At 54.0% G+C, this 21,321-nt stretch carries 20 protein-coding genes; 17 read left to right on the top strand and 3 right to left on the bottom strand.

Going from position 1 to position 21,321, the window contains the following annotated elements; all coding sequences use genetic code 11:
• The first annotated feature begins 3 nt into the window (after window positions 1-3).
• The 15 genes from Q3F21_RS20035 (at window position 4) to Q3F21_RS20105 (ending at window position 18,115) form a co-directional block, all read left to right on the top strand.
• Entirely contained in the window at window positions 4-978 is a 975-nt protein-coding gene (locus Q3F21_RS20035) for an oligopeptide/dipeptide ABC transporter ATP-binding protein (protein ID WP_340257055.1), read from the top strand.
• Complete coding sequence (locus Q3F21_RS20040) at window positions 975-1,937, top strand: dipeptide ABC transporter ATP-binding protein (RefSeq protein ID WP_340257057.1); 963 nt, start codon at window positions 975-977, stop codon at window positions 1,935-1,937. Before Q3F21_RS20035 ends, Q3F21_RS20040 begins: the two co-directional genes overlap by 4 nt.
• Window positions 1,938-1,983: 46 nt before the next feature.
• The gene (gene murQ, locus Q3F21_RS20045; RefSeq protein WP_340257059.1) at window positions 1,984-2,889 is read left to right on the top strand and encodes an N-acetylmuramic acid 6-phosphate etherase; all 906 of its coding nucleotides are present in this window, start codon (window positions 1,984-1,986) and stop codon (window positions 2,887-2,889) included.
• A 248-nt stretch (window positions 2,890-3,137) separates the two neighbouring features.
• A complete protein-coding gene (locus Q3F21_RS20050; protein WP_340257061.1) occupies window positions 3,138-5,777 on the top strand; it encodes an ATP-binding protein in 2,640 nt (879 codons plus the stop codon).
• Entirely contained in the window at window positions 5,746-6,435 is a 690-nt protein-coding gene (locus Q3F21_RS20055) for a response regulator transcription factor (protein WP_340257063.1), read from the top strand. Before Q3F21_RS20050 ends, Q3F21_RS20055 begins: the two co-directional genes overlap by 32 nt.
• A 246-nt stretch (window positions 6,436-6,681) precedes the next feature.
• A complete protein-coding gene (locus tag Q3F21_RS20060; protein WP_340257065.1) occupies window positions 6,682-7,926 on the top strand; it encodes an MFS transporter in 1,245 nt (414 codons plus the stop codon).
• Window positions 7,927-7,954: 28 nt separating this feature from the next.
• Complete coding sequence (gene fdrA / locus Q3F21_RS20065; protein WP_340257067.1) at window positions 7,955-9,685, top strand: acyl-CoA synthetase FdrA; 1,731 nt, start codon at window positions 7,955-7,957, stop codon at window positions 9,683-9,685.
• Between the two features lie 28 nt (window positions 9,686-9,713).
• A complete protein-coding gene (locus Q3F21_RS20070) occupies window positions 9,714-10,979 on the top strand; it encodes a DUF1116 domain-containing protein (RefSeq protein WP_340257069.1) in 1,266 nt (421 codons plus the stop codon).
• A 16-nt stretch (window positions 10,980-10,995) separates the two neighbouring features.
• Window positions 10,996-11,895: a DUF2877 domain-containing protein gene (locus Q3F21_RS20075; RefSeq protein WP_340257071.1), complete on the top strand. Its 900-nt coding sequence runs from the start codon at window positions 10,996-10,998 to the stop codon at window positions 11,893-11,895.
• Window positions 11,888-12,871: a carbamate kinase gene (gene arcC, locus Q3F21_RS20080; protein WP_340257073.1), complete on the top strand. Its 984-nt coding sequence runs from the start codon at window positions 11,888-11,890 to the stop codon at window positions 12,869-12,871. The genes Q3F21_RS20075 and arcC overlap by 8 nt, the downstream gene beginning before the upstream one ends.
• A gap of 421 nt (window positions 12,872-13,292) precedes the next feature.
• On the top strand, window positions 13,293-14,561 hold the full coding sequence (locus Q3F21_RS20085; RefSeq protein ID WP_340257075.1) for a cation:dicarboxylate symporter family transporter: 1,269 nt from the start codon (window positions 13,293-13,295) through the stop codon (window positions 14,559-14,561).
• Window positions 14,562-15,082: 521 nt separating this feature from the next.
• Window positions 15,083-15,712 carry an NUDIX hydrolase gene (locus Q3F21_RS20090; RefSeq protein WP_340257077.1) on the top strand — a complete coding sequence of 210 codons (630 nt, stop codon included), beginning with the start codon at window positions 15,083-15,085 and terminating at the stop codon, window positions 15,710-15,712.
• A gap of 306 nt (window positions 15,713-16,018) precedes the next feature.
• Entirely contained in the window at window positions 16,019-17,275 is a 1,257-nt protein-coding gene (locus Q3F21_RS20095; RefSeq protein WP_340257079.1) for a GNAT family N-acetyltransferase, read from the top strand.
• Between the two features lie 55 nt (window positions 17,276-17,330).
• Window positions 17,331-17,510, top strand: coding sequence for a hypothetical protein (locus Q3F21_RS20100; RefSeq protein ID WP_340257081.1), 180 nt, complete (start codon window positions 17,331-17,333; stop codon window positions 17,508-17,510).
• 212 nt (window positions 17,511-17,722) lie between these two features.
• Window positions 17,723-18,115 carry a PilZ domain-containing protein gene (locus tag Q3F21_RS20105; protein ID WP_425341284.1) on the top strand — a complete coding sequence of 131 codons (393 nt, stop codon included), beginning with the start codon at window positions 17,723-17,725 and terminating at the stop codon, window positions 18,113-18,115.
• Window positions 18,116-18,171: 56 nt separating this feature from the next.
• Here the strand turns inward: Q3F21_RS20105 and gerQ are convergent, their stop codons facing one another.
• The 3 genes from gerQ to Q3F21_RS20120 all read right to left on the bottom strand — a co-directional run bounded on the left by gerQ (window position 18,172) and on the right by Q3F21_RS20120 (window position 19,828).
• Window positions 18,172-18,609 (bottom strand): spore coat protein GerQ, encoded by a 438-nt coding sequence (gene gerQ / locus Q3F21_RS20110; protein WP_340257083.1) that lies wholly within the window; start codon window positions 18,607-18,609, stop codon window positions 18,172-18,174.
• Between the two features lie 43 nt (window positions 18,610-18,652).
• Entirely contained in the window at window positions 18,653-19,075 is a 423-nt protein-coding gene (locus Q3F21_RS20115; protein WP_340257085.1) for a cell wall hydrolase, read from the bottom strand.
• A gap of 186 nt (window positions 19,076-19,261) precedes the next feature.
• Entirely contained in the window at window positions 19,262-19,828 is a 567-nt protein-coding gene (locus Q3F21_RS20120; protein WP_340257087.1) for a YqaA family protein, read from the bottom strand.
• Window positions 19,829-20,055: 227 nt separating this feature from the next.
• On the opposite strand from Q3F21_RS20120, the gene Q3F21_RS20125 reads away from it, so the two are divergent.
• Window positions 20,056-20,982, top strand: a complete 927-nt coding sequence (locus Q3F21_RS20125) for a spore coat protein (protein ID WP_340257089.1) — start codon at window positions 20,056-20,058, stop codon at window positions 20,980-20,982.
• A 79-nt stretch (window positions 20,983-21,061) separates the two neighbouring features.
• Window positions 21,062-21,280, top strand: coding sequence for a hypothetical protein (locus Q3F21_RS20130; RefSeq protein ID WP_340257091.1), 219 nt, complete (start codon window positions 21,062-21,064; stop codon window positions 21,278-21,280).
• Window positions 21,281-21,321: the final 41 nt, after the last annotated feature.

Here is a 21,321-nt window from a genome sequence, read left to right on the forward strand (position 1 = left end):
ACAATGGCTGCGATGCTACACATCGATCAATTACGCACATCCTTTGCCCAATCGGGTAAAAGCCTGACGATCGTCGACGGCGTCAGTCTGACGGTCGAAGCCGGTGAAACAGTGGGAATCGTCGGAGAATCGGGCTGCGGCAAGAGCGTCACCAGTCTGTCGATCATGCGCCTTCTGGGCAAAAACGTGGAAATGACCGGGAGCATTCGGTTTGAAGGCAAAGAGCTATTGGCGCTGTCGGAAAAAGAGATGCAAAAGATTCGCGGCAACGAGATCGCGATGATCTTCCAGGAGCCGATGACATCGCTCAATCCTCTCCAGACGATCGGCAAACAGATCGGCGAACCGCTTCGGCGCCATCTCGGGCTCTCCAAGCAAGCAGCCAAGGAGAAGGCGGTCGAATTGCTCAGAGAAGTAGGAATTCCCCGGGCGGATGAGATTGTCGGAGAGTATCCGCATCAGTTGTCCGGCGGGATGCGGCAGCGCGTGATGATCGCCATGGCGATGGCCTGCTCGCCCAAGCTGTTGATCGCCGATGAACCGACGACAGCGCTCGATGTGACCATCCAGGCGCAGATTCTCGAGCTGATGAAAAAAGTGAGGGCGGAAAAGCATACCTCCATAGTCCTGATTACTCATGACCTGGGAGTCGTAGCCGAAATGTGCCATCGGGTCATCGTCATGTACGCCGGACAAATCGTGGAAGAAGCGGAAGTCACGCAGCTGTTCGACGATCCGAAGCATCCCTACACCAGAGGGCTGCTGAATTCCATGCCGAGCGTCGGCACAGATTCGGAGCGGCTGGAGGCTATCCCGGGCTCGGTGCCGCTGCTGCACGAGATGCCTGCGGGCTGTCGCTTTGCTCCGCGCTGTTCCCATGCCATGGACATTTGCCGCGAGCAAAATCCGCAGCTCCTGCCCGTCGGAGGCAATCAAAAGTGCCGGTGCTGGCTGTATCGGGAGGAGGATGTACGATGACTGAGCCGCTGCTGGAAATCAAATCGCTGACGAAGCATTTCATCAGCAAAAAGGGCTTTTTTGGACAGGAAAAAGTGGTCCGGGCCGTCGACGGAGTCGATTTGACGATTTACCCCGGCGAGACCGTCAGCATTGTCGGAGAGTCAGGCTGCGGCAAATCGACGACCGGGCGCTGCATCCTCCGGCTGATCGAACCGACAGCGGGAGAAGTCTATTTCGAAGGGCGGGACATATGCAAGCTCAGCCCCGCTGAACTTAGAGGGGCGCGCCGGGATATGCAGCTCGTTTTCCAGGACCCGTTTGCCTCGCTCAATCCGCGCAAGACAGTCGGACGGATTCTGGAAGATCCGTTGATCGTCCATGGAATCGGCACGCCCGCGGAACGGAAAAAACGGGTCGAGGAGATGATCGAAATCGTCGGTCTGTCCAAGCAGCATCTGGGCCGCTTCCCGCATGAATTTTCCGGCGGGCAAAGACAGCGGATCGGGATCGCCCGGGCCTTGATCCTGCGCCCAAAGCTGATCGTCGCCGACGAGCCGGTGTCCGCGCTCGACGTGTCCATTCAGGCGCAAATTCTCAATTTGATGCAGGATCTGCAAAAGGAATTTCAATTGACGTATTTGTTTATTTCCCACGATTTGAGCGTCGTGCGCCATATATCGGACCGGGTGGCGGTCATGTATTTGGGCAGAGTGGTGGAGGTGGCGGACAAAGCGTCCTTGTACGAGAAGCCTACCCATCCGTATACCCAGGCACTGCTGTCCGCCGTTCCGGTCCCCGATCCCAAAAGAGAGGTGCAGCGCATCATTCTGGAGGGGGATTTGCCCAGTCCGTCCAATCCGCCAGCCGGATGCACGTTTCACCCTCGCTGCCGCTCCTGCATGGAGGTTTGCAAGAGCGAAATCCCGCTGCTCAGGCAAAAGGAAGAAGGGCATTGGGTCTCATGCCATCTGGAGTGACGGGAAAGACCGCCAGTATAGCAAATGCAGGGAAGGAGCGAACGGGATGCTTGAGAACTTGAAGGAACTTATGACAGAAGGAAAAAACGAGAGAACAAAGGACCTTGATCAGCTGTCGGTGCGGGAAATCCTGCAGGTGATGAACGACGAGGACAAAAAGGTGCCCCACGCGGTCGAGGACGTCCTCGATCAAGTGGCGGAGGCGGTCGAAATCATCGTTCATTCCCTTGAAAACGGGGGGCGCCTGTTTTACTTCGGAGCCGGGACGAGCGGCCGTCTGGGCATTCTGGACGCGTCGGAATGTCCGCCGACATTCGGTACGGACCCTGATTTGATCCAAGGGGTTATCGCCGGAGGGCCTTCGGCGATGATCAGGGCCGTAGAGGGAGCGGAAGACTCCGAGGAGCTCGGCGAGAAAGACATTGGCAAACACGAAGTGACGGCTAAAGACGTGGTGGTGGGAATAGCCGCCAGCGGACGTACGCCTTATGTGATCGGGGCGTTGCGGACGGCGCAGGAGATCGGGGCCAGAACGATTTCGCTGTCCTGCAATGAAACAGCGCTTATCGATGGCGGAGTCGATGTATCCATCAATGTCGTGGTAGGGCCGGAGGTCGTGACCGGTTCTACCCGGCTCAAGGCGGGCTCGGCGCAGAAGCTGGTGCTGAACATGCTGACGACAGCGACGATGATTCGGCTCGGCAAGGTGTACGGGAACCTGATGGTCAACGTCCAGGCGACCAATCAAAAGCTGCGGGAGAGGGTCAAGCGGATCGTGATGGAGGTGACAGGTGTCACGTACGCGGAGGCCGAGCATCTGGCTGAGCTGGCCCAAGGAGACGCGAAAGCAGCCATTTTGATGAAGCTGACCGGCTCCAGCAGGGATGAGGCGATGCAGCTGTTGAGACAAACGAATGGCAGGATTCGTGACGCCATCCGTCTGTACGGGTAAGATATCGTCTTTGCCGGACCTGACCAGATGGTCGCCAGCAGAAATTTGCCGTGCGCTTGCCGGCGGCCGGTTGCCGTCGTGATTGGCGATGACCGAAGCGACCAATGGAAAAGCCGTTCACACAATGGAAAAACAATGAATGATGGGTAACTTGAAAGATTTGTTATAATGGTCAAAAAGAAAGCGATCTGAATCGGAGCGTCTTCCGATTGGATCGCTTTTATACTTCTGGAAACTGGTGGGCACCGATGAAAAACCAACTCCGATTGCGTTACCATTTGACATTTGCCTTTGCTTTGATTGCGCTTGTTCCGATCCTGGTGATGGGGGTAATTCAGGTCACCCAGCTGGTCGGTGTTATGCGAGAGACGGAAAAATCGCAGGAATTGCGCACAGGCCAGCTTGCCGATGCGGTGGAGACTTACGTCTACCAGCATAAAAATGCTGTCGAAACATTGGCCGCATCGCTCAGCGCAAGGAGCGGTCACGATACCGCAAGCCTTGTCCATGTTCTGCGTGCTGTACGGGAGAATTGGCATGGGTTCGTCAATCTTTATGTCGCCGACAAGCGAGGAATTACTGTCGCATTTTACCCGGAGACGAACAGTATCGGTCAGTCGCTGATTGGTGAAAATTTCAGCGATCGGGACTACTTCAAAAAAGTTTCGACAGAACAGAAAACGACCATCTCCTCCGTTTTTCTCGGCAGGAGCGGGACTTACAAGCCGCTCATCACCATCGCTGTCCCGATTTTTAACGAGCAGCGGCAGTTTGACGGATATGTGCTAGGTGCGCTTGATCTGACCCAGGTGGAGATGCTGGTCACGAAGTACGACTACGGCAGCGACACGTATCCCGTTGTATTGGACCAGACCGGTCGTGCCGTCTATCACCCGGACACTGTGATCCGCTCGGGCATGCACGATCTGCACAGTGAACCCGTCTATCGCGTCGCCTATGCCGAACCGGTCGGCTCGGGAATCTACTACTCCTCCATGAACAAACAGTCCGAATTCGTCACGTACAAAACGATTCCCGAATTGGGCTGGGTGGTCTCCATCAGCAGACCGGTTCAGGAAATCAACAATCTGTTCTTCAACCTGATCCAGTCCACGATCGTCATCGTTATCGTCACCTTGCTGGTAACGTTCGGCTTGGGAGCGCTGCTCGCCAAGCGGCTCAACCAGACGATCCATCTCCTGGTCGACTATACGCAGCGGCTGGCGGAGGGGAATTTTGACGTTTCCTATGAGGAGATGACCAATCGGCGAGTTCCTCTCGAGCTTGGCCTGTTGGCCCGTCATTTTTCCATCATGGGCGAGCAGATAGAGGAGAACAGGCAGGCTCTGCTTGAGCTCAATGCAGACCTGGAGCGGCGAATCGAGGCTCGCACGCTAAGTCTGTCACGGAAAAACAACGAACTGGAAATCGTGAATACGCTGATCACACCAATTGTTCCATCGCAGGGAATCAATCATATTTTGAACAAGAGCCTGGAGCAGGCTGGGCAGCTGCTGAATCAAAAAGTGAAGCTGTATCTGCGGCCGGACAGCGGTTCAGCGACGATCGGGATCGTCGGTGACTGGAGAGAGCCCGAGACATGGGAAAAGAGCAGGATGCAAGGAGTCTCCAGCTTTCTCATTCCGCTGCGATCAGGCAGCAAATCATTTGGCTATCTGGCGGTAGAATTTGCACAGGAGGGTGAATTGTCGCTCTACGACCAACAATTTTTGCACGTGCTGGCCAATTCGATCACCATCGTCCTGGAAAACGAGATCTTGCTTCGAGGCGTGCAGCACAGGCACGCGACCCTCAATGCGGTCCTGGAAAGCATGTCCGACGCGGTCGTGCTGGTCGATATCCAAAAGCGCGTGGTCTACGCCAACCGCTGCATGTCCGAGATGTTCGGCATACCGCAAGAAGAGGTCGCGGGCATGAAGGAAAGCGAATTGTTCAGCCGGATCGGCGTCAATTTTACCAATATGGACTACGCCGAGCTGATCCGAAAAGAAAATGTAGTCGTCGTATGCCGGGAGATGCGGGAAAACGGGAAGGAGCGGTATTTGCAGCTCGCCGCCTTCCAGGTATCCGGCGAAGACCGCGTTTTCGGCCGCGGTTACGTGTGGCGGGACATTACCAAGGAGCATGAAGTGGATCGCCTGAAAAATGATTTGATCTCGCTGGCGTCTCACGAATTCAAAACCCCGATCACAAGCATCAAGGGAAGCATTGAAACGCTGCTCCGCTCCGATGCAAAGTGGGACGAGGAGTTCAAGCAGGAGCTGCTGGAAGGCGTTCACGAGGACATACGCCGGATTCAGGAACTGGTCAACGATTGGCTGGACATCTCCAAAATCGATGCAGGGGCCATGGGCATCCAGAGAGAGCCGATCCGCGTCGCGAAAATCGTGGAGAAGGCTGTCGGGCGGCTTCGTACCGCACAGCACTCCGAAACGCAGCTGGATGCGGACATCCGCGAGGACTTGCCTGCGGTGTTTGCAGACAAGCTTCGGATCGAGCAGGTGCTGGTCAATCTGTTCACCAATGCGATTCGCTACAACGACCAGCTGCCCCGGATACGCATTTCCGCGGATGCAGACGAAGAATTTGTGCATATTCGCGTAGAGGATAACGGGATCGGAATACATGCCGAGCATCTGGACAAAATCTTCGACCGCTTTTACCGCGTCGATGTGTCGGCGACGAGGCGGACCGGGGGCACGGGACTGGGCCTGGCGATCTGCAAGGGGATTATGGAGGCCCACGGAGGCATGATCACGGTCCAAAGCAAGACGGGAGAGGGGAGCGCGTTTACGGTTTCTCTGCCAATCTACAAGGTAAACGATGGTGATAAAGATGCTGAAACAGAAGATTATGATCGTGGATGACGAAAAGAAAATCCTCCGGTTCATCTCGGCCAACCTCAAGTCGCTCGGCTATGAAACGGCTACTTGTCTGAGCGGTCCCGAGGCGCTGGAAAACTTTGATCTGATCAATCCTACCCTCGTGCTGCTGGACATCATGATGCCGGAGATGGACGGGTTTGAGGTGCTGAAGCGTTTGCGCAGCTTTTCCGACGTGCCGGTCATCATTCTGACCGCCCGCAGCAATGCCAATGACAAAGTGTATGGGCTAAACCTCGGGGCGGACGACTATTTGACCAAGCCGTTCTCCCTCGATGAGCTGTTTGCCCGCGTCAATGCTGTCCTCAGAAGGTACGAAGGCCGTCTGCCGATCGAGCCCGAGGCCAGCGAGCTGGTCAGCGGGGACGTCACCGTCAATCTGGCTCAGCGCCGGATCTGGGTAAAGGAGACCGAACTGAAGCTGACGGAGACAGAGTACAACCTGTTTATCCTGTTGATGCAAAACAGCGGCAAGGTGATGACCCATGAGCAGCTTCTGGGGGAAGTGTGGGGCAGCGAATACAGGGACGAGGTCGAGTACCTTCGCGTCGCTATCGCCCGTATCCGCCAAAAACTGAAGCAGATCGACAGTGATCAGAAGCTGATTGTGACCTATCCGGGCGTCGGGTATATGATCAAGTAACAGCAAATTTGTCCAAGGGGACAAGCTTCGTAAATCGTAAACTCAATAGTGAACCTCGCAGCGACATTGAGCGCTGCGAGGTTTTTTGTTTTGCAAGCAATGAATGTTCCTGACGTTTTTAATGTTTTTGTAATGCTTTTCGTTTCTGTTTTATTCGATTGTAATGCTGCAAGCGGTACCATGGCAGTGGTTGATCAGCCAGAGAAATCTTTAGTCAACAGACGAATGACAAAAAGGAGGTACATTATGTCCCAGCCAGATGCAGCAGTTGCGACCAAGCCAAGCACAGGCATCCCGTACTGGATCAAGGTAGTCGCCGTGTTTTTCCTCGGTTGGCTCTTCATGTATGCGGACAGGACCATTCTCAATCCGGTCATGGGAAACTTGCAGGCGGAATTTGGTTTAAGCAAGGCCGACCTCGGGCTTATCAATAGCGTTTTCTTCTTTGCCTATGCAGCGATGCAGATCCCATCAGGCATGTTGGGAGACAAGATCGGAAAAAAACTGATCCTCGTTCCCGGATTTATTTTGTTCGGTGTATTTACAGGGATCAGCGGCCTGGCGACGACTTTCGCGGTCTTCCTGATCGCCCGCGCATTGGTAGGAGTTGGCGAAGGCACTTACTACGGCCCGCAGTACGCTCTTTCCTCGGAAGCGGTTCCGACCAAATACCGCACACTGGGTACAGCCATTATCAACAGCGGTCAGGCTTTCGGTACCGCGATCGGTCTGATTGCGGCCAGCATCATCACGCTCGAGTGGAACATGAGCTGGCGGACACCTTTCTACTTCTTCCTGATTCCGACGATCATCGTGGGCTTTCTCATCTGGTGGATCGTGAAGGAAGAGCCGAAGAAAAAAGCGGAAGACAGTGCCGAGAACGCCGCTCCCGCACGCAAGGTAAAACTGTCCGAGCTGTTTAAAAACCGAAATCTGGTCGTTACCTATATCACTGTTTTTTGCTCCCTGTACGGCTTTTTCATGATCCTGACCTGGCTTCCGTTCTACCTGCAAACGGAACGCGGCATGCAAGGCAGCGAAGTAGGTTTCATCTCTTCGCTCGTCGCCTGGGCCTCGATTCCCGGAGCGCTGGTTATCAGCCGGATCTCGGATAAGCTGGGCAAGCGCAAAATTTTGGCTCTGATGCTGATCCCATGCGCGATTCTTTCCATCGTGCTGACGGTCTACATTCAAAACTACACCGTTTTGATCCTGTCGCTCATCTTCTACGGCTTGACCGGAAAGCTGGCGCTTGACCCGATCCTCGTTTCGATCGTGGCCGACAACGCACCGAAAGAGGGCTACGGCACCGCCTTCAGCTTGTTTAACTTCATCGGCATGTGCTCGTCCATCATTGCTCCGTACATCACCGGCTATCTGGCGGATATTACGGGCAGTATGGCAGCAGGTTTCTATCTGGCGGCGCTCCTCTTGGGTGTGGGCTTCATCACCATGCTGTTCGCCAAAGAGAATAAAGTGCCGCAAGCCTAAACCATTCTGAGTTAGCGGAGGGGAAGACATGTTATACACCGTGATCAAGAGCAATTCCTACCAGGACTCTGTCAGCCTGATGCTGTTGACCAACAAGCTCTCCGAAATGGAGGGAATCAACCGCATCTCCGTCATGATGGGGACACCGGCCAACAAGGACATTTTCAAAAACACAGGTCTTTATACTGACGAGCTGGAAGCGGCCAATCCAAGCGACATCTGCATCGTCATCGACACAGACAGCGAGGAGATGATCGCCCAGGTCGTCGCCGAAGTGGACAACTTCCTGAAAAACCAGGCTTCCAAAGGGCAAGGCTCCAAATTTTCGACTGTGCGGACGTGGGATTCTGCGCTGAAAAAGCTGCCTGACGCCAATCTGGCGCTGATCTCCATTCCGGGGAAATACGCCGCCCAGGAAGCGAGAAAAGCTGTGGAGAAGGGCTTGCACGTCTTCATGTTCAGCGACAACGTAAGCATCGCGGAAGAGCGTGAAGTAAAAGAACTGGCGAAAGAAAAAGGCTTGCTGGTAATGGGGCCGGACTGCGGGACGGGGATCGTCAGCGAAGTGCCGCTCGCGTTTGCCAACGTCGTGAGCGAGGGCAACATCGGAATTGTCGGTGCCTCCGGTACGGGTATTCAGGAAGTGTCCACCCTGATCGACCACATGGGAGGAGGAATTACCCACGCGATCGGAACAGGCGGCCGCGACCTTTCTGAGGGCATCGGCGCGATCACGGCTATCGACTCGCTGAAAGGCTTGGCCGCAGACGAAAAGACAAAGGTCATCGTGCTAATTTCCAAACCGCCGGCTCCTGCCGTGCGCGACCGCGTGATCTCCGTCTTGAAAACGTTCGGCAAGCCGGTTGTGGCTGTCTTCATGGGCGAGAAGCCTGCGGTGGCTCAGGAGCAGAATATCCACTACGCCTGGACGCTGGAGGATACGGCGAAAAAAGCGATGGAGCTGGCCCAGCAGGCCGCGGCGGAAGCGGAAGCGCCTGCCATGCCGGAGATTGCCGGACTGGACAAGATCAAGGCGTCCGGAACCCAACAGTACATCAAGGGACTGTACTCCGGCGGAACGCTTGCCTACGAGGCGGCCATGCTCATCAGCGACGGGCTGGAAGGCGCGGATGAAAGCGATCACCAGGACGGCGTCATGCTGAAGCTTGATGGTCACGAAGTCATCGACTTGGGAGACGACGCGTATACGCAGGGACGCGCCCACCCGATGATCGACCCGCGCCTGCGCGTGGAAATGATCGTCGACGCCGCGAAGGACTCGGGGACGGCGGTCATCCTCCTCGACGTGGTGATCGGTTACGGAGCATTCGGAGACCCTGCGCAAGCGCTGGTTTCCGCGATCGAACAGGCCAAGGAAGAAGCGGCGAAAGCAGGTCGCGGCGTGCTGTTCATCGCCTCTGTCACCGGGACGGCAAAAGACCCGCAGCAGTACGACGAGCAGGTGCAGAAGCTCAACGACGTCGGCGTCATCATCAAGGAAAGCAACGCGAGCGCTGTTCGCTTGGCTATCCAAATCGTCAAACAGCTCCAAGGCGAAAAAGCGCCGGAGAACCAAGAGGCATCCGTCTCGGAAGCGGTCAAAGCCCTGCTTGCGTCCAAGCCAAAAGTGGTCAATATCGGTCTGCGCCATTTCTCGGAGACGATTCTTCAGTACGGCGGCCAGGTCGTGCAGTACGATTGGGCTCCAGCCGCAGGCGGCAACGAGAAACTGGCGAAATTGCTTGCTCTTTTGAAATAACCAACAACTTGATCTGGGAGGAATTGCTATGAAATACAACAGCATTGACGAAGCAAACCAAGCGGTCGTGTCCAAAATCACAGATGCACAACCATTCCTGATCGATGTCGTTACGGCAAAAAGCGTCATTCCGGAGTTGAACGGCAAAGTGCTTTTGCACGCAGGTCCGCCGATCAAGTACGAAGAGATGACCGGCCCGATGCAAGGCTCCTGCGTGGGAGCCGCCCTGTTTGAAGGCTGGGCGCAAAACGAACAGGAAGCCCGTGCGCTTCTGCAAAATGGCGAAATCACCTTCATTCCGTGCCATCACGTCAATGCAGTCGGTCCGATGGGCGGCATCACGTCGGCAAACATGGCCGTGCTGGTCGTGGAAAACAAGACAGACGGAAACCGCGCCTACTGCACGATGAATGAAGGAATCGGCAAGGTGCTCCGCTTCGGCGCGTACAGCGAAGAAGTGGTAAACCGCTTGAAGTGGATGGCCGAAGTTCTCGGACCGAGCCTCGCGAAAGCGCTGAAGCTGACCGACGGCGGCCTCAATCTGAACGTGCTCGTTGCCAAGGCAATCACCATGGGGGATGAGTTCCACCAACGCAACATCGCCGCATCCGCGCTGTTCCTGAAGGAAATTCTGCCGTATCTGCTGCGCGCCGATATTGCGCCGGAAGACCTGACGGCTGTCGCCAAATTCCTTGCTGACACGGATCAGTTCTATCTGAATGTGATGATGGCTCATTGCAAAGCTGTCATGGACGCTGCCCGCACCATTCAGGAAGGCAGCATCGTGACCGCGATGACCCGCAACGGGAAAGAGTTCGGCATCCGTGTAAGCGGCATGGGCGATCAATGGTTCACAGCGCCGGTCAATACCCCGCAAGGCCTGTTCTTTACCGGCTACAGCCAAGAAGACGCCAACCCGGATATCGGCGACAGCGCGATTACCGAATCATTTGGCGTGGGCGGCATGACCATGGTCGCAGCGCCCGGCGTTACCCGCTTTGTCGGCGCAGGCGGCTTCGACGATGCGCTGGCGATCAGTGACGAAATGCAGGAAATTTGCATCGGCAACAACTCCAACCTGCCGATCCCGACCTGGAACTTCCAAGGCGCTCCTGTAGGAATCGATATTCGCAAGGTCGTCGAAACCGGCATCACCCCGATTATCAACACCGGTATCGCGCACAAGCAGGCGGGAATCGGTCAGGTCGGTGCAGGGACCGTACGCGCTCCGCTCGCGTGCTTTGAAAAAGCGCTTGTCGCCCTGGCGGAAAAATACGGCGTCTCCGCCGAGTAAGACTGCGGATCGGACCATGAACGCACAGGCGTACAGCGATGTGCTGCAAGGCGTGCTGCGGACCTGCCCCTCCACGGGCAGGGTCCACAGTGTGTTTGCCAGCAGCGCCAATCTGCAATTTGGAGAGCGGCTGGTCCATCTGGGCACGTCCCGGCAAGGCGATTTGCCTTACGGGGTGCTGCTGCAAGACCGGCAAATGATAGAGCTGCTGGCAATGATCACCCTGGGGGAAGCTGTTGCTTGGGATAAGGCAGCTGGTACGTTTCGGTTCGCGTCTGGTCTGACGGTTTCGCTCTCGGGCGGGGTGCCGTTTTCCTCGGTGCCCCGCTCTCTCTCCTTTTCCGGGGAGATTCTCAGACGGAATGCAGCCTGTCTGATCGGGCAGTTGGCCGCAGACGGCGCTGTGACCGGATTTGGGGTAAATGCGGAAGACGCTGCCCTTTGCCTGTTCGGGCTGCAAGAGGAGCCGCCTGATTTTTTCAGACTGACCGGCGAACTGAAGAACGTCATTTTGTCAGAAGATCCTATCCGGATCAAACAGGTTCTGCGAAAGGTTATCGGACGGGGGCAGGGACTGACTCCGAGCGGCGACGATTTGTTGGTCGGCTGCTTGATCGGTGCCGTGTACGGTGGAACCCGTTGCGAATCGTTTTGCCACGGCCTGCGGGAGCTCTTGCTGGAGGAAGGCAGAAGGCTGACGACCGAGGTCAGCCAGGAGTATTTGCTGTACGCGCTGGATAACCGCTTTGGGTCGCGGATTCGGAGGCTTGCGGACGCGCTGTTCGCAGGAAGCCCGGAGGAATTGCAGTCAGCGCTGCAGGAAACGCTGGCTGTCGGCCACACATCGGGGATCGATACGGTAATGGGTTTGATTTTGTGGATAAGTCTATGGATGGGAGAGGATTCGATTGGGTAAAAAGACAATCTTGGTCGCTCTGGGCGGAAATGCGATCCTGCAGCCGAAGCAGGAGGCTACTTTTCAGAACCAGTACGAAAACGTAAAGACAAGCTGCGAGTTTCTCGCCAAGCTGGTGCAAAACGGGTACAATCTCGTCGTGACCCACGGCAATGGACCGCAGGTGGGGACGATTCTGCGGCAAAACGAAGAAGCGAGCCACGTCGTTCCCTCGATGCCGCTGGACGTTTGCAGCGCGGAAAGCCAGGGATTTATCGCCTACATGATGCAGCAGGCGCTGTTCAACGAGCTGAAGCGTCTCGGGATTCGCAAAAATGTGGTCAGCGTCGTCACCCGCACCGAGGTCGCGCTGGACGATCCAGCCTTCCAGGACCCGGACAAACCGATCGGCGTCTTCTACACAGAGGAAGAGGCGAAGAAGCTGAGCGAAGAGAAAAACTGGGTAGTCAAGGAGGACGCAGGCCGCGGCTGGCGCCGTGTCGTTCCGTCCCCGGCACCGCTCAACATCGTCGAATCCGAGTCGATCGTCGACTTGATCAAAGCTGGTCACATCGTCATATCCTGCGGCGGAGGAGGCATTCCTGTCGTTCGCAAGGAAGACGGCACGTATGAGGGCGTTGAGGCTGTGATTGACAAGGACCGCAGCGGCTGCAAGCTGGCGGAGCAAATTCAGGCTGACATCTTTGTCATTTTGACAGACGTCGAGCATGTCTACATCAACTACGGCAAGGAGAACCAGCAGGCTTTGACCGATTTGACGGTAGACGAGCTGGAGGCGTACATCGCGGAAGGACAGTTCAGCGCGGGCAGCATGGGACCGAAGATCGAGGCCGCACGCAATTTTGCCAAACAAGGCGGTACGTCCATCATCTGCGCTCTCGACAAGGCGGACCTCGCTTTGGAAGGGAAGAGCGGTACGCGAGTTTCTGTCAGTAAAATGGCAAACCGGCAGGACGATTGCCTGGCCGGAGCGTAAACAACAGGGTAAAACAAAAGAATCGCGAACACGACAGTCTAGATAGGATAAATCGTACCCAAACCGGAGGAACGCTCCGGTTTTTTTATTTTTCCAGGGAGAGGGGAGACCTGCAAATTTTGCTTACAAGTTCAACCATATCAAAATTATAAGAAAATAAATAAAAATACAAAAAACATGCATTTTGTCAAAGTTATGCTATGATAACGTAGCGAAAAATATACTGGTCAACTATGTAAATGTTCAACATCATCCAAATAGCGCCAGCAAGCCGGGCGGAAAGTGTGAAAAGGAATTTGTTGACATTGAGGAAAAAAACCCGGGTCTGCTACTATATCATTGTTGATTCGACAAATTTCGACAAATTCTTGTCGATTTTGTACTGATAAACACATTTATGAAAGGACAGCGAGGTGTCAGGATGAAACGATTCGGGTTAGCCATTCAGATTGTAATCGGTCTATTCCTTGGTATTCTGGTAGGTGCTATCTTTTACGGCAATCCTGCGGTGGCGAGCTACCTGCAGCCGATTGGCGACATCTTTATCCGGCTGATCAAAATGATCGTCGTTCCGATCGTCATCTCCACGTTGATCGTCGGGGTTGCGGGAGTGGGAGACATCAAAAAGCTGGGGAAGATCGGCGGAAAAACGATTCTGTATTTTGAAATCGTTACCACGATTGCGATTATCGTCGGTCTTGTTGCGGCCAACCTGTTCCATCCCGGTGTCGGGGTTGACATGACGCATCTGACCAAAACCGATATCCACCAATACGTGGAGACGGCTGAATCGACGCAAAGCCACGGCTTTGTTGATACCTTTGTCAACATCGTGCCGAAAAACGTCTTCGAAGCGATTGTCAAAGGCGACATGCTGGCGATCATCTTCTTCTCTGTTCTGTTTGGACTCGGGGTTGCCGCTGCGGGAGAAAAAGGCCAGCCTGTTCTTCGCTTCTTCCAGGGTGTGGCGGACGCCATGTTCTGGGTCGTCAATACGATCATGAAGTTCGCGCCGTTTGGTGTTTTTGCATTAATTGGCGTAACCGTTTCCAAATTTGGTCTTTCTTCGCTCGTTCCGCTCGGGAAGCTGGTCATTCTCGTGCACGTTACGATGTTGTTCTTCATTTTGGTCGTTCTCGGTGCTATCGCGCGGATGAGCGGGATTTCGATTTTCTCCATCATCAAGATCTTAAAGGACGAGCTGCTCCTGGCCTATTCTACAGCCAGCTCGGAGTCCGTGCTTCCAAAGATCATGGAAAAAATGGAACGTCTTGGTTGTCCAAAAGCCATCACGTCGTTCGTCATTCCGACGGGCTACTCGTTCAACCTGGACGGCTCCACGCTCTACCAGGCGCTGGCAGCCCTGTTTATCGCCCAGATGTATGACATTCACATGCCGATCAGCGCGCAAATTACGCTGATGCTCGTATTGATGGTCACTTCGAAAGGGATCGCGGGCGTGCCTGGCGTATCCTTTGTCGTCCTGCTGGCGACTCTCGGATCTGTCGGCATTCCGCTTGAAGGACTCGCCTTCATCGCCGGAATCGACCGTTTGCTGGACATGGCCCGCACAGTGGTAAACGTCGTCGGCAACTCTCTTGCCGCCGTTGTCATCTCCCGCTGGGAAGGGCAGTTTGACCAGGCAAAAGCAAAGGAATACATCCGTGAAGCCACATCCAAAGCGGCGTAAACGGCCAACGGGCCCTTCCCTGGAATCGACAGGCGAAGGGCCTGTTTTTTGTTGTATGATGGGAACGCAGACTGCGCAAAAATTGTCCCGACTCGCAACCTATATGACCATGCCGTTTTTGGCCATTTACTTGTATCGAGCGCAAGGGATGGAGGCGGCTCTTGTCGGGGCCGTTGCTCGGCGTCGGTTTTCTCTAGGCACATGCAGCAGCTTTTTGGGCGGGATCTGGCCGGACCGGTTCGGGCGTTTTCCGGTAATGACCACCTCGCTCCTGACAACACGCATATAGCGGGAGAACTTCTGTTTGGGGAGGTGCTCTTTTTTGCGTTTCTTCGTTCGGATCAGTAAGTGTTCACAGAAAGCAGGACATTGGCTCGACAAATGAGACTTCCCTAAATGTCAGAATTATGTTATATTTTCTGACATGGAAAATTGGAAAATGGCAACCCATTGCAGGCAAGGTGGTTGTCGACGGTTTTCGCACTCTCCCGTAAGCAATTTGCTCGATAGAGGTGAAAGAAATGAAAGAAGAAACGCTGGATATTTTTGACGAGAACAGACAATGGATCGGTACGGAAGCTCGCAGCGAAGTGCATCGGCTCGGGCTGTGGCACCAGACGTTCCACTGCTGGATATACCGGAAGGAAGGGGAGCGAGTCTACCTGCTTTTTCAAAAACGCCATCCCCGAAAGGATACATCGCCGGGCAAGCTGGATATCACTTCTGCGGGCCATCTGCTTGCCGGCGAAGGCCCAGGAGACGGTGTCCGCGAGCTGGAGGAAGAGCTGGGACTGGCTGTCTCATTTGAGAGCTTGCAGCGTATCGGCGTCATCCGGGATGCTTCCAGCGAACCGGGAATTGTGGACAGGGAGATTTGCCACGTATACGGGTATGAGTCGGACCAGCCTTTGGAAGCGTACCGAATACAGCGGGAAGAGCTGACCGGATTGCTCTGGATAAGACTCGATGAGCTGATGAGATTGATTGACGGTGAGACTTCTGCGGTTCGTGCGAGCGGATTCGTCTGCGACGAAGACGGGAGCGTTTCCGGAGTCAGCGAAGAGGTTGGCATGGCGGACCTGGTCGCACATGAGCGGCACTACTACCAGACTGTATTCGAGGCAGTAAGAGAATTGGCAGGCAAATCATGAGAAAGCGTATGGACGCAACATGAGGGCGTTCCGGGTCTCGGCGAGACTTTCGGAACGCCCTTTCCTTATTCGCCTCCCCAAAAAGCGAGGAACAGTGCGGGATTGGTGGGGGTTACACAAGGCTCAAACTGCCAATTAACGAACTGCCTTCAAACCAGCGATAGAAAAAATAACCCAAAGTATACAGATCATGCGGATTCAGCTTTTAGAAGTACGGTTCGTTTTTTCCTTGCCAGAAGACGGAAATGTTCGATAAAATATTTTTAATTGATTATCGCAACTGACAAGGAATAGGGGGAAAGGGCGATGGACGAGATTCGCGCATTGGAGCCTTCCGAAGCGGAGGAATTCGCCAGAATAGTCGGAATGGCATATCCGAGACTGGAAATGCAAGCGCTGGATGTGAAGGAACGCTGGATCAATCGGATACGCGAAAGCATAGAGGAAGACGAGGCGGCCTCCTTTGTCGGCTGTTATCGCGACGGCCGGATGGTCGGTGTGATGAAATGGTTTGATTTTCACATGAATGTTCACGGGAAACGGCTGCTCACCGGGGGGATCGGCACGGTCGCCGTTGACCTCTTGCACAAGAAAGAAAAAATCGCCAAAACTATGCTGTTCCATTTTTTGCAGGCATACCGGGATCGGGGAGTCAGTCTTGTCTCCCTTTATCCGTTTCGCGTCGATTTCTACAAACAAATGGGGTTCGGGGCCGGTACCAAGATGAATGAATACCGGGTTTCACCGCTGGACCTGCCTGCCGGAAACAAACAAGACGTCGTATCCCTTGCCAAGGAAGATCGCGCCGACATCCTGAGCTGCTACAACCGCTATGCGGCGAAAACACACGGGATGATCGAAAAGACGGCACGTGAGCTGGACGCCTTTCTGGACCGCCCGGAGCATAATGCCTTTGGCTATCGAAAAGACGGACATCTGAGCGGCTATTTGGTCTTTCAATTCAAGCAGGTGAACCAGGAGAACGCCAGCATCCACGATCTGCATGTCAGGGAGTTTATCTGCGAAACGCCGGAGGCGATGCGGGGCCTTCTCGCCTTTTTGCGGAGCCAGGCGGATCAGGTCAGGCGGATTGTGTTTTACACGCAGGAAGAAGATTTTCACTTTCTGCTCGCTGATCCGCGAAATGGCTCGGATCGTCTGATTCCCTTTTACTATCATGAAAGCCATGCTTCCGGCGTAGGGCTCATGTATCGGATTATTGATGTAGCCGGTTATTTCCGTCAGATGGCCGATCGCCGAATGGGGCGCGAAAGCTGCCTGATTACCTTCCATATTCGCGACGGCTTCTTGCCGGAAAACGAAAGCTCTTATCCGATTCGCTTTCACAATGGGCAGCCTGAGCTGCTCGCGGAACCGGCGGCACGAGCAGACGCGGAAGTATCGCTGGACATATCCGACTTCTCTTCTCTCGCCATGGGCGCAGTCCGTTTTCACAGCTTATACCAGTACGGCTTGGCCAAGCTGTCTCGGCCCGAATATGCAGACGTGATAGACCAGCTGTTTGCCGTCAGTCAAAAGCCGCGCTGCACGACCGGTTTTTAGGTCGAATCAATCCTACCTTCTCTTCATATAGTGGCAGTAAAAGGGGAGGGGGGATGTGTCTGTGTGGGGAGCTGTTTTCATCTTTCTCATCTTTATGGCTCTGGTATGGTGGGTGGTAGACCTCCTGTTCCGCTTCATCCGTGCAGATACGATCAAGTTTGACCAGAATCATCTATGGGAGAATTCTCCTATTACAAAGAAGGAAATACACTACCCGGAGAAGAAAAAAGAATAGTGAGGTTTTTTGTGGAAAACATCATAACGCCGTGTATTCGGCGTTTTTTCCATTTTTCTGTCTGTATTGTTGTTGCAGTCACTCGCCATTCAGAGTGCTTGAAATAGCGGGACTATATTCCTGGAATCGTGGTGAGAACGGTGGATGGCGTCATCAGGCAGCAAAAAAGAGATTACTTTCGACTACAGCTGGTTCCTCCGCTCTGTTCGCGCATGACAATCGTTATGATTAGAGGAAAGAGTATGGAGGTAGGGAGCACAGATGTTTTGATCGAGGATCTGGGAGGCGGCGGCCTTCGCTTCCTCTCTGATTTGAAATTGCCTGTAAACGATCAGCTGGTGCTCCAATTTGAAACGGAGGTATTTTCCCAGCAGCTGAAAATGTTTGGACATGTCGTGCGCAGCGGCAATTGGAATGAAACCATCTATGAATACGCTGTCAAATTTACCATGGACGATTCAGCCCACGCGGGGATCAATCGCGTGGTCAATCTGCTCGCCATCCGCATGAGAAAAAGAAGCTCCTTGCCAAGCGGTTTGTTTTGGGAGGGCGAAAAGTACCAGTTTTTTGCCAAGGTGAACACGACAGAGCCGCAGCTCGTGTGAACCGTACAGTCTGAACAGACAAAAACCCCATCCTTGAGCGATGAGGTTTTTTGTTTTTATCGGATGCCTGAAGGCAATGCCGGAGGGATGTAGTTCAAGTGTTCGTCCGCGGTGATATAGTCCGTGTTTACCATGAGAAGCAAAAAGCGTTTTCCCGATTCCGGGTCGCTGAGGATAATGTGGTCTCTTCCTGCCGTCTCCAAAACGCCGCGGAAAATTTTCGCATTCCACTGCGTGTTGTTCTCGAACGTTTGATAAACGGTAATGACCTTCCCGCGGTTGAGGCGAAGAATGTTCTCGATGTACGACTCTTCAACGACTTGCCCGGGAGCCAGAGGCGTTCCGGGAATCATGCTCCCGCTAGGCTGCATAGGGACCGCTTGCTGTTGTCCCGGCTGAGCTGGCTGGCCCGCCTGAAACGGATAGGACGAGGAAGGATACATCTCTGTGTAAGGGTAGGCAACGTAGGGATTGTAAGGCATTTGTTGACTCATGATGAACTCTCTCCTTTTCTGGACTTAGCACCATCAAGTGTACTCAGTATACACGCGGACAGTCTTGAGGGGTTGGGACGAAGAAGCAGTGGGCCTTGTAACGCCCTGAATTTCGCTGGTTGAACCATTGCCCAGGGCAGTTGCCGCTCGGCCGAAAGAACCAAAGCGCGTTTGAGGCGGGATGCTGGCGTTCTCCATTAACGACACGCCTTGCCAAGCGACGCTCTTTATCCCTGGCGCGCTGGTAAAAATATGGTTTTTGTACAGCTTCGTAACCTCCCGGCGACTGGAACACCATGTCCCGCATGGTTCGTATATTTCTAAAATCCAGACAATTGGAAAGGATGCGGTTGACGCCGACATTTCCCACCATCAGCATGCCCAGGTCGCCTTCCCCCTCCGCTTCGGCACGGATCAGACGCGCCAGCATGTCGACATCTCTGGAGTTTGCCTTGATTACGGCCATCGCTTCACCTCCTGTCGAAAAACTCACAATTACAATATATGGAGGAGGCATCATTAGGTGAATGTCCAGCAAATTTTGCAGGGAGAGAGAAAAGGGGCTTTACAGCAAAAAAACGCTGCCAGGCTAGCGTGCTTCCACTTGCCGGAGCGTTTTTCATGTGTGCATATGTTTTTCGAACACATACGCTTAGGAGACTTTTTTTCTGCGCTTGCTCCAGATCAGCCAGCTGATGCCCACGATTGCCCCGATACCCAGCACGGTGACTTCGAGGTACTCATCGAGCAGTACCTTGGCGTGTTTCCCATAGAGGTGAAACAATATTCCAATGAGATAAAATTTTATCCCCCGACCGAGAATGGCAAACAACATCAGCTTGGTCAGAGAGTAGTTAAAGACACCGCTTAATATCGTGAACATTTTGAACGGGATGGGGGTAAAAGAACCGATCAAAACGGCGGCATCTCCATTTTTGTCGAACTGCTCGGTAGCCAGCTTTGTCCACTTTTCCGGAAGAATCTTTTTCAGGATCGGTTTGCCCAGCCATTTCCCCAGTATGTACCCGATCGGTGCGCCGAGAATGGACCCTGTGAACGCAACCGTCGCAAAGCGCAAAGCTGCAGCCGGATCGACCAAGCTCATCCCGATCTGCAAGAAAAAGGGTGGTACTGGTAAGATAAACGAGTCCAAAAATGCAAGTCCAAATAGCCCCCAGACTCCGTATTGCATGAAAACTTGCGTCATTTGTTCAAACATGAGCGTCTCCTCAAGCATTTTATCCTTATATTATCGTTTCATTATACAGGAAACCGAATCGTTTCTGTAGTTCTATATATGCCTTGTACAAAGCTATATGTCTCGTATTACGTTTGTCGGCGAAAAGAGTTACGGATAAACAACGAAAAGCGGAAAGAATCGAAACTTCTATTTGCAAGCAGAAAAGGAAATACTGTTAGAGATTTTTGAAAGGAGGAATTGGTCACATGCAACCTCACGCGTACGGAGCGCATGAAGTAATGGAGCTTCACGAAGTTTTGAACGAGGCGGTAAATGCAATCAACACGGCCCAGCTGTACGCTCCTTATGTCCGCGACCCCGAACTGGCCGGACTGCTTGGGCATCAGCTTCAATTCATGCAAAATGAGTACAACAGCATGGTGCATACTGTCCACGGGCTGGGCGTGGGAGAAGGGCTGTCGTACCGCCCCGTTTCTTCCATCGTGGGACAGGCTGCAACAGGGGCGATGCCACCCGGCCAACTGCCGCAAGCGCAATCCCAGCAGCCCAATGCCCATCCGGGTCAGATGGATGATCGCGATGTCTCCTCCGCCATGCTCGGCCTGCATAAGGCGGGGGCAAAATGCAAAATGGCCGCATCGCTTGAGGCCGCCCATCCGCAGCTGCGGAACATGCTGCTGCAAAGCGCCGTCAACTGCGCCAATCAGGCTTACGAAGTGTGGGGCTACATGCAGCGCAAGGGTTACTATCCATTCCTGGCGATGCAGGACAGTGCCAGTGCCCAGCTGCTGCGTGGCTACCAACCGACGACAGGAGGGGTTCTCCAAGCGATGCAGCAGATGACACCGCCTCCAGCTGCGCCACCTGCTCCTCCAAACGGAACGGTGTTTACAAATACGGTTGAGCCTGAAGGCCCTGCTTCGCACCGGACTTCTGAACTATCCGGGGCGTCCTGCCAAGACACAGCACTGCACAGGCCAGCGAACGCGAGTCAAATTTTCTCCTCGCCAGCGTACAGACAAGAGCATTACGGAGTAGTCGAGGAGACAAATATGACGGCAGACGACGAGGGGTCATTAACCGCTGAAGCCTATAGCAATTTGTCTCAAACGACCGACAACAAGCAAGGGCGAGGCAGAAAAAAAGGAGCGGCAGATTCGACAATCGGGTAAAAAGTCTCTGGTAATTGTTGACGTTGGGAAAGAATGTCTACTACTATAAGGGTACAGACCATACAACGGGAGGTACCCAATGAAAACACTGGGATCGGGGAAAGTCATCTTTTTTGCACCAAATGGAACCATGCTGGAATTTATAGGGGAAATCGACGTACGAGGCGACCGTTTGTCCATTACGGAAATTATCTACTTCAATGGGAAACCGAACGGAGCGCGAGAGATGAATATTCCTTTGGAACAGTCCGTCATTTATTGGGACCCCGAAGTGTATGAGGAGATCGGCTTTGAATAAATGGGGAAGCGCAGCCCTGCTTTGAGCAGGGTTGTTTTCTT

This window comes from Brevibacillus borstelensis (assembly GCF_037834415.1).
Classification (GTDB): Bacteria; Bacillota; Bacilli; order Brevibacillales; family Brevibacillaceae; genus Brevibacillus; species Brevibacillus borstelensis_A.

What these genes read in the sequence shown, in the direction of transcription:
- gerQ (WP_340257083.1), bottom strand. Translation starts at nt 18,609, where the DNA reads ATGAGTCAACAAATGCCTTACAATCCCTACGTTGCCTACCCTTACACA.
- Q3F21_RS20035 (WP_340257055.1), top strand. Translation starts at nt 4, where the DNA reads ATGGCTGCGATGCTACACATCGATCAATTACGCACATCCTTTGCCCAA.
- Q3F21_RS20040 (WP_340257057.1), top strand. Translation starts at nt 975, where the DNA reads ATGACTGAGCCGCTGCTGGAAATCAAATCGCTGACGAAGCATTTCATC.
- Q3F21_RS20085 (WP_340257075.1), top strand. Translation starts at nt 13,293, where the DNA reads ATGAAACGATTCGGGTTAGCCATTCAGATTGTAATCGGTCTATTCCTT.
- Q3F21_RS20125 (WP_340257089.1), top strand. Translation starts at nt 20,056, where the DNA reads ATGCAACCTCACGCGTACGGAGCGCATGAAGTAATGGAGCTTCACGAA.
- fdrA (WP_340257067.1), top strand. Translation starts at nt 7,955, where the DNA reads ATGTTATACACCGTGATCAAGAGCAATTCCTACCAGGACTCTGTCAGC.
- Q3F21_RS20115 (WP_340257085.1), bottom strand. Translation starts at nt 19,075, where the DNA reads ATGGCCGTAATCAAGGCAAACTCCAGAGATGTCGACATGCTGGCGCGT.
- murQ (WP_340257059.1), top strand. Translation starts at nt 1,984, where the DNA reads ATGCTTGAGAACTTGAAGGAACTTATGACAGAAGGAAAAAACGAGAGA.
- Q3F21_RS20105 (WP_425341284.1), top strand. Translation starts at nt 17,723, where the DNA reads ATGACAATCGTTATGATTAGAGGAAAGAGTATGGAGGTAGGGAGCACA.
- Q3F21_RS20060 (WP_340257065.1), top strand. Translation starts at nt 6,682, where the DNA reads ATGTCCCAGCCAGATGCAGCAGTTGCGACCAAGCCAAGCACAGGCATC.
- Q3F21_RS20095 (WP_340257079.1), top strand. Translation starts at nt 16,019, where the DNA reads ATGGACGAGATTCGCGCATTGGAGCCTTCCGAAGCGGAGGAATTCGCC.
- Q3F21_RS20075 (WP_340257071.1), top strand. Translation starts at nt 10,996, where the DNA reads ATGAACGCACAGGCGTACAGCGATGTGCTGCAAGGCGTGCTGCGGACC.
- Q3F21_RS20070 (WP_340257069.1), top strand. Translation starts at nt 9,714, where the DNA reads ATGAAATACAACAGCATTGACGAAGCAAACCAAGCGGTCGTGTCCAAA.
- Q3F21_RS20050 (WP_340257061.1), top strand. Translation starts at nt 3,138, where the DNA reads ATGAAAAACCAACTCCGATTGCGTTACCATTTGACATTTGCCTTTGCT.
- Q3F21_RS20090 (WP_340257077.1), top strand. Translation starts at nt 15,083, where the DNA reads ATGAAAGAAGAAACGCTGGATATTTTTGACGAGAACAGACAATGGATC.
- Q3F21_RS20130 (WP_340257091.1), top strand. Translation starts at nt 21,062, where the DNA reads ATGAAAACACTGGGATCGGGGAAAGTCATCTTTTTTGCACCAAATGGA.
- Q3F21_RS20055 (WP_340257063.1), top strand. Translation starts at nt 5,746, where the DNA reads ATGCTGAAACAGAAGATTATGATCGTGGATGACGAAAAGAAAATCCTC.
- Q3F21_RS20120 (WP_340257087.1), bottom strand. Translation starts at nt 19,828, where the DNA reads ATGTTTGAACAAATGACGCAAGTTTTCATGCAATACGGAGTCTGGGGG.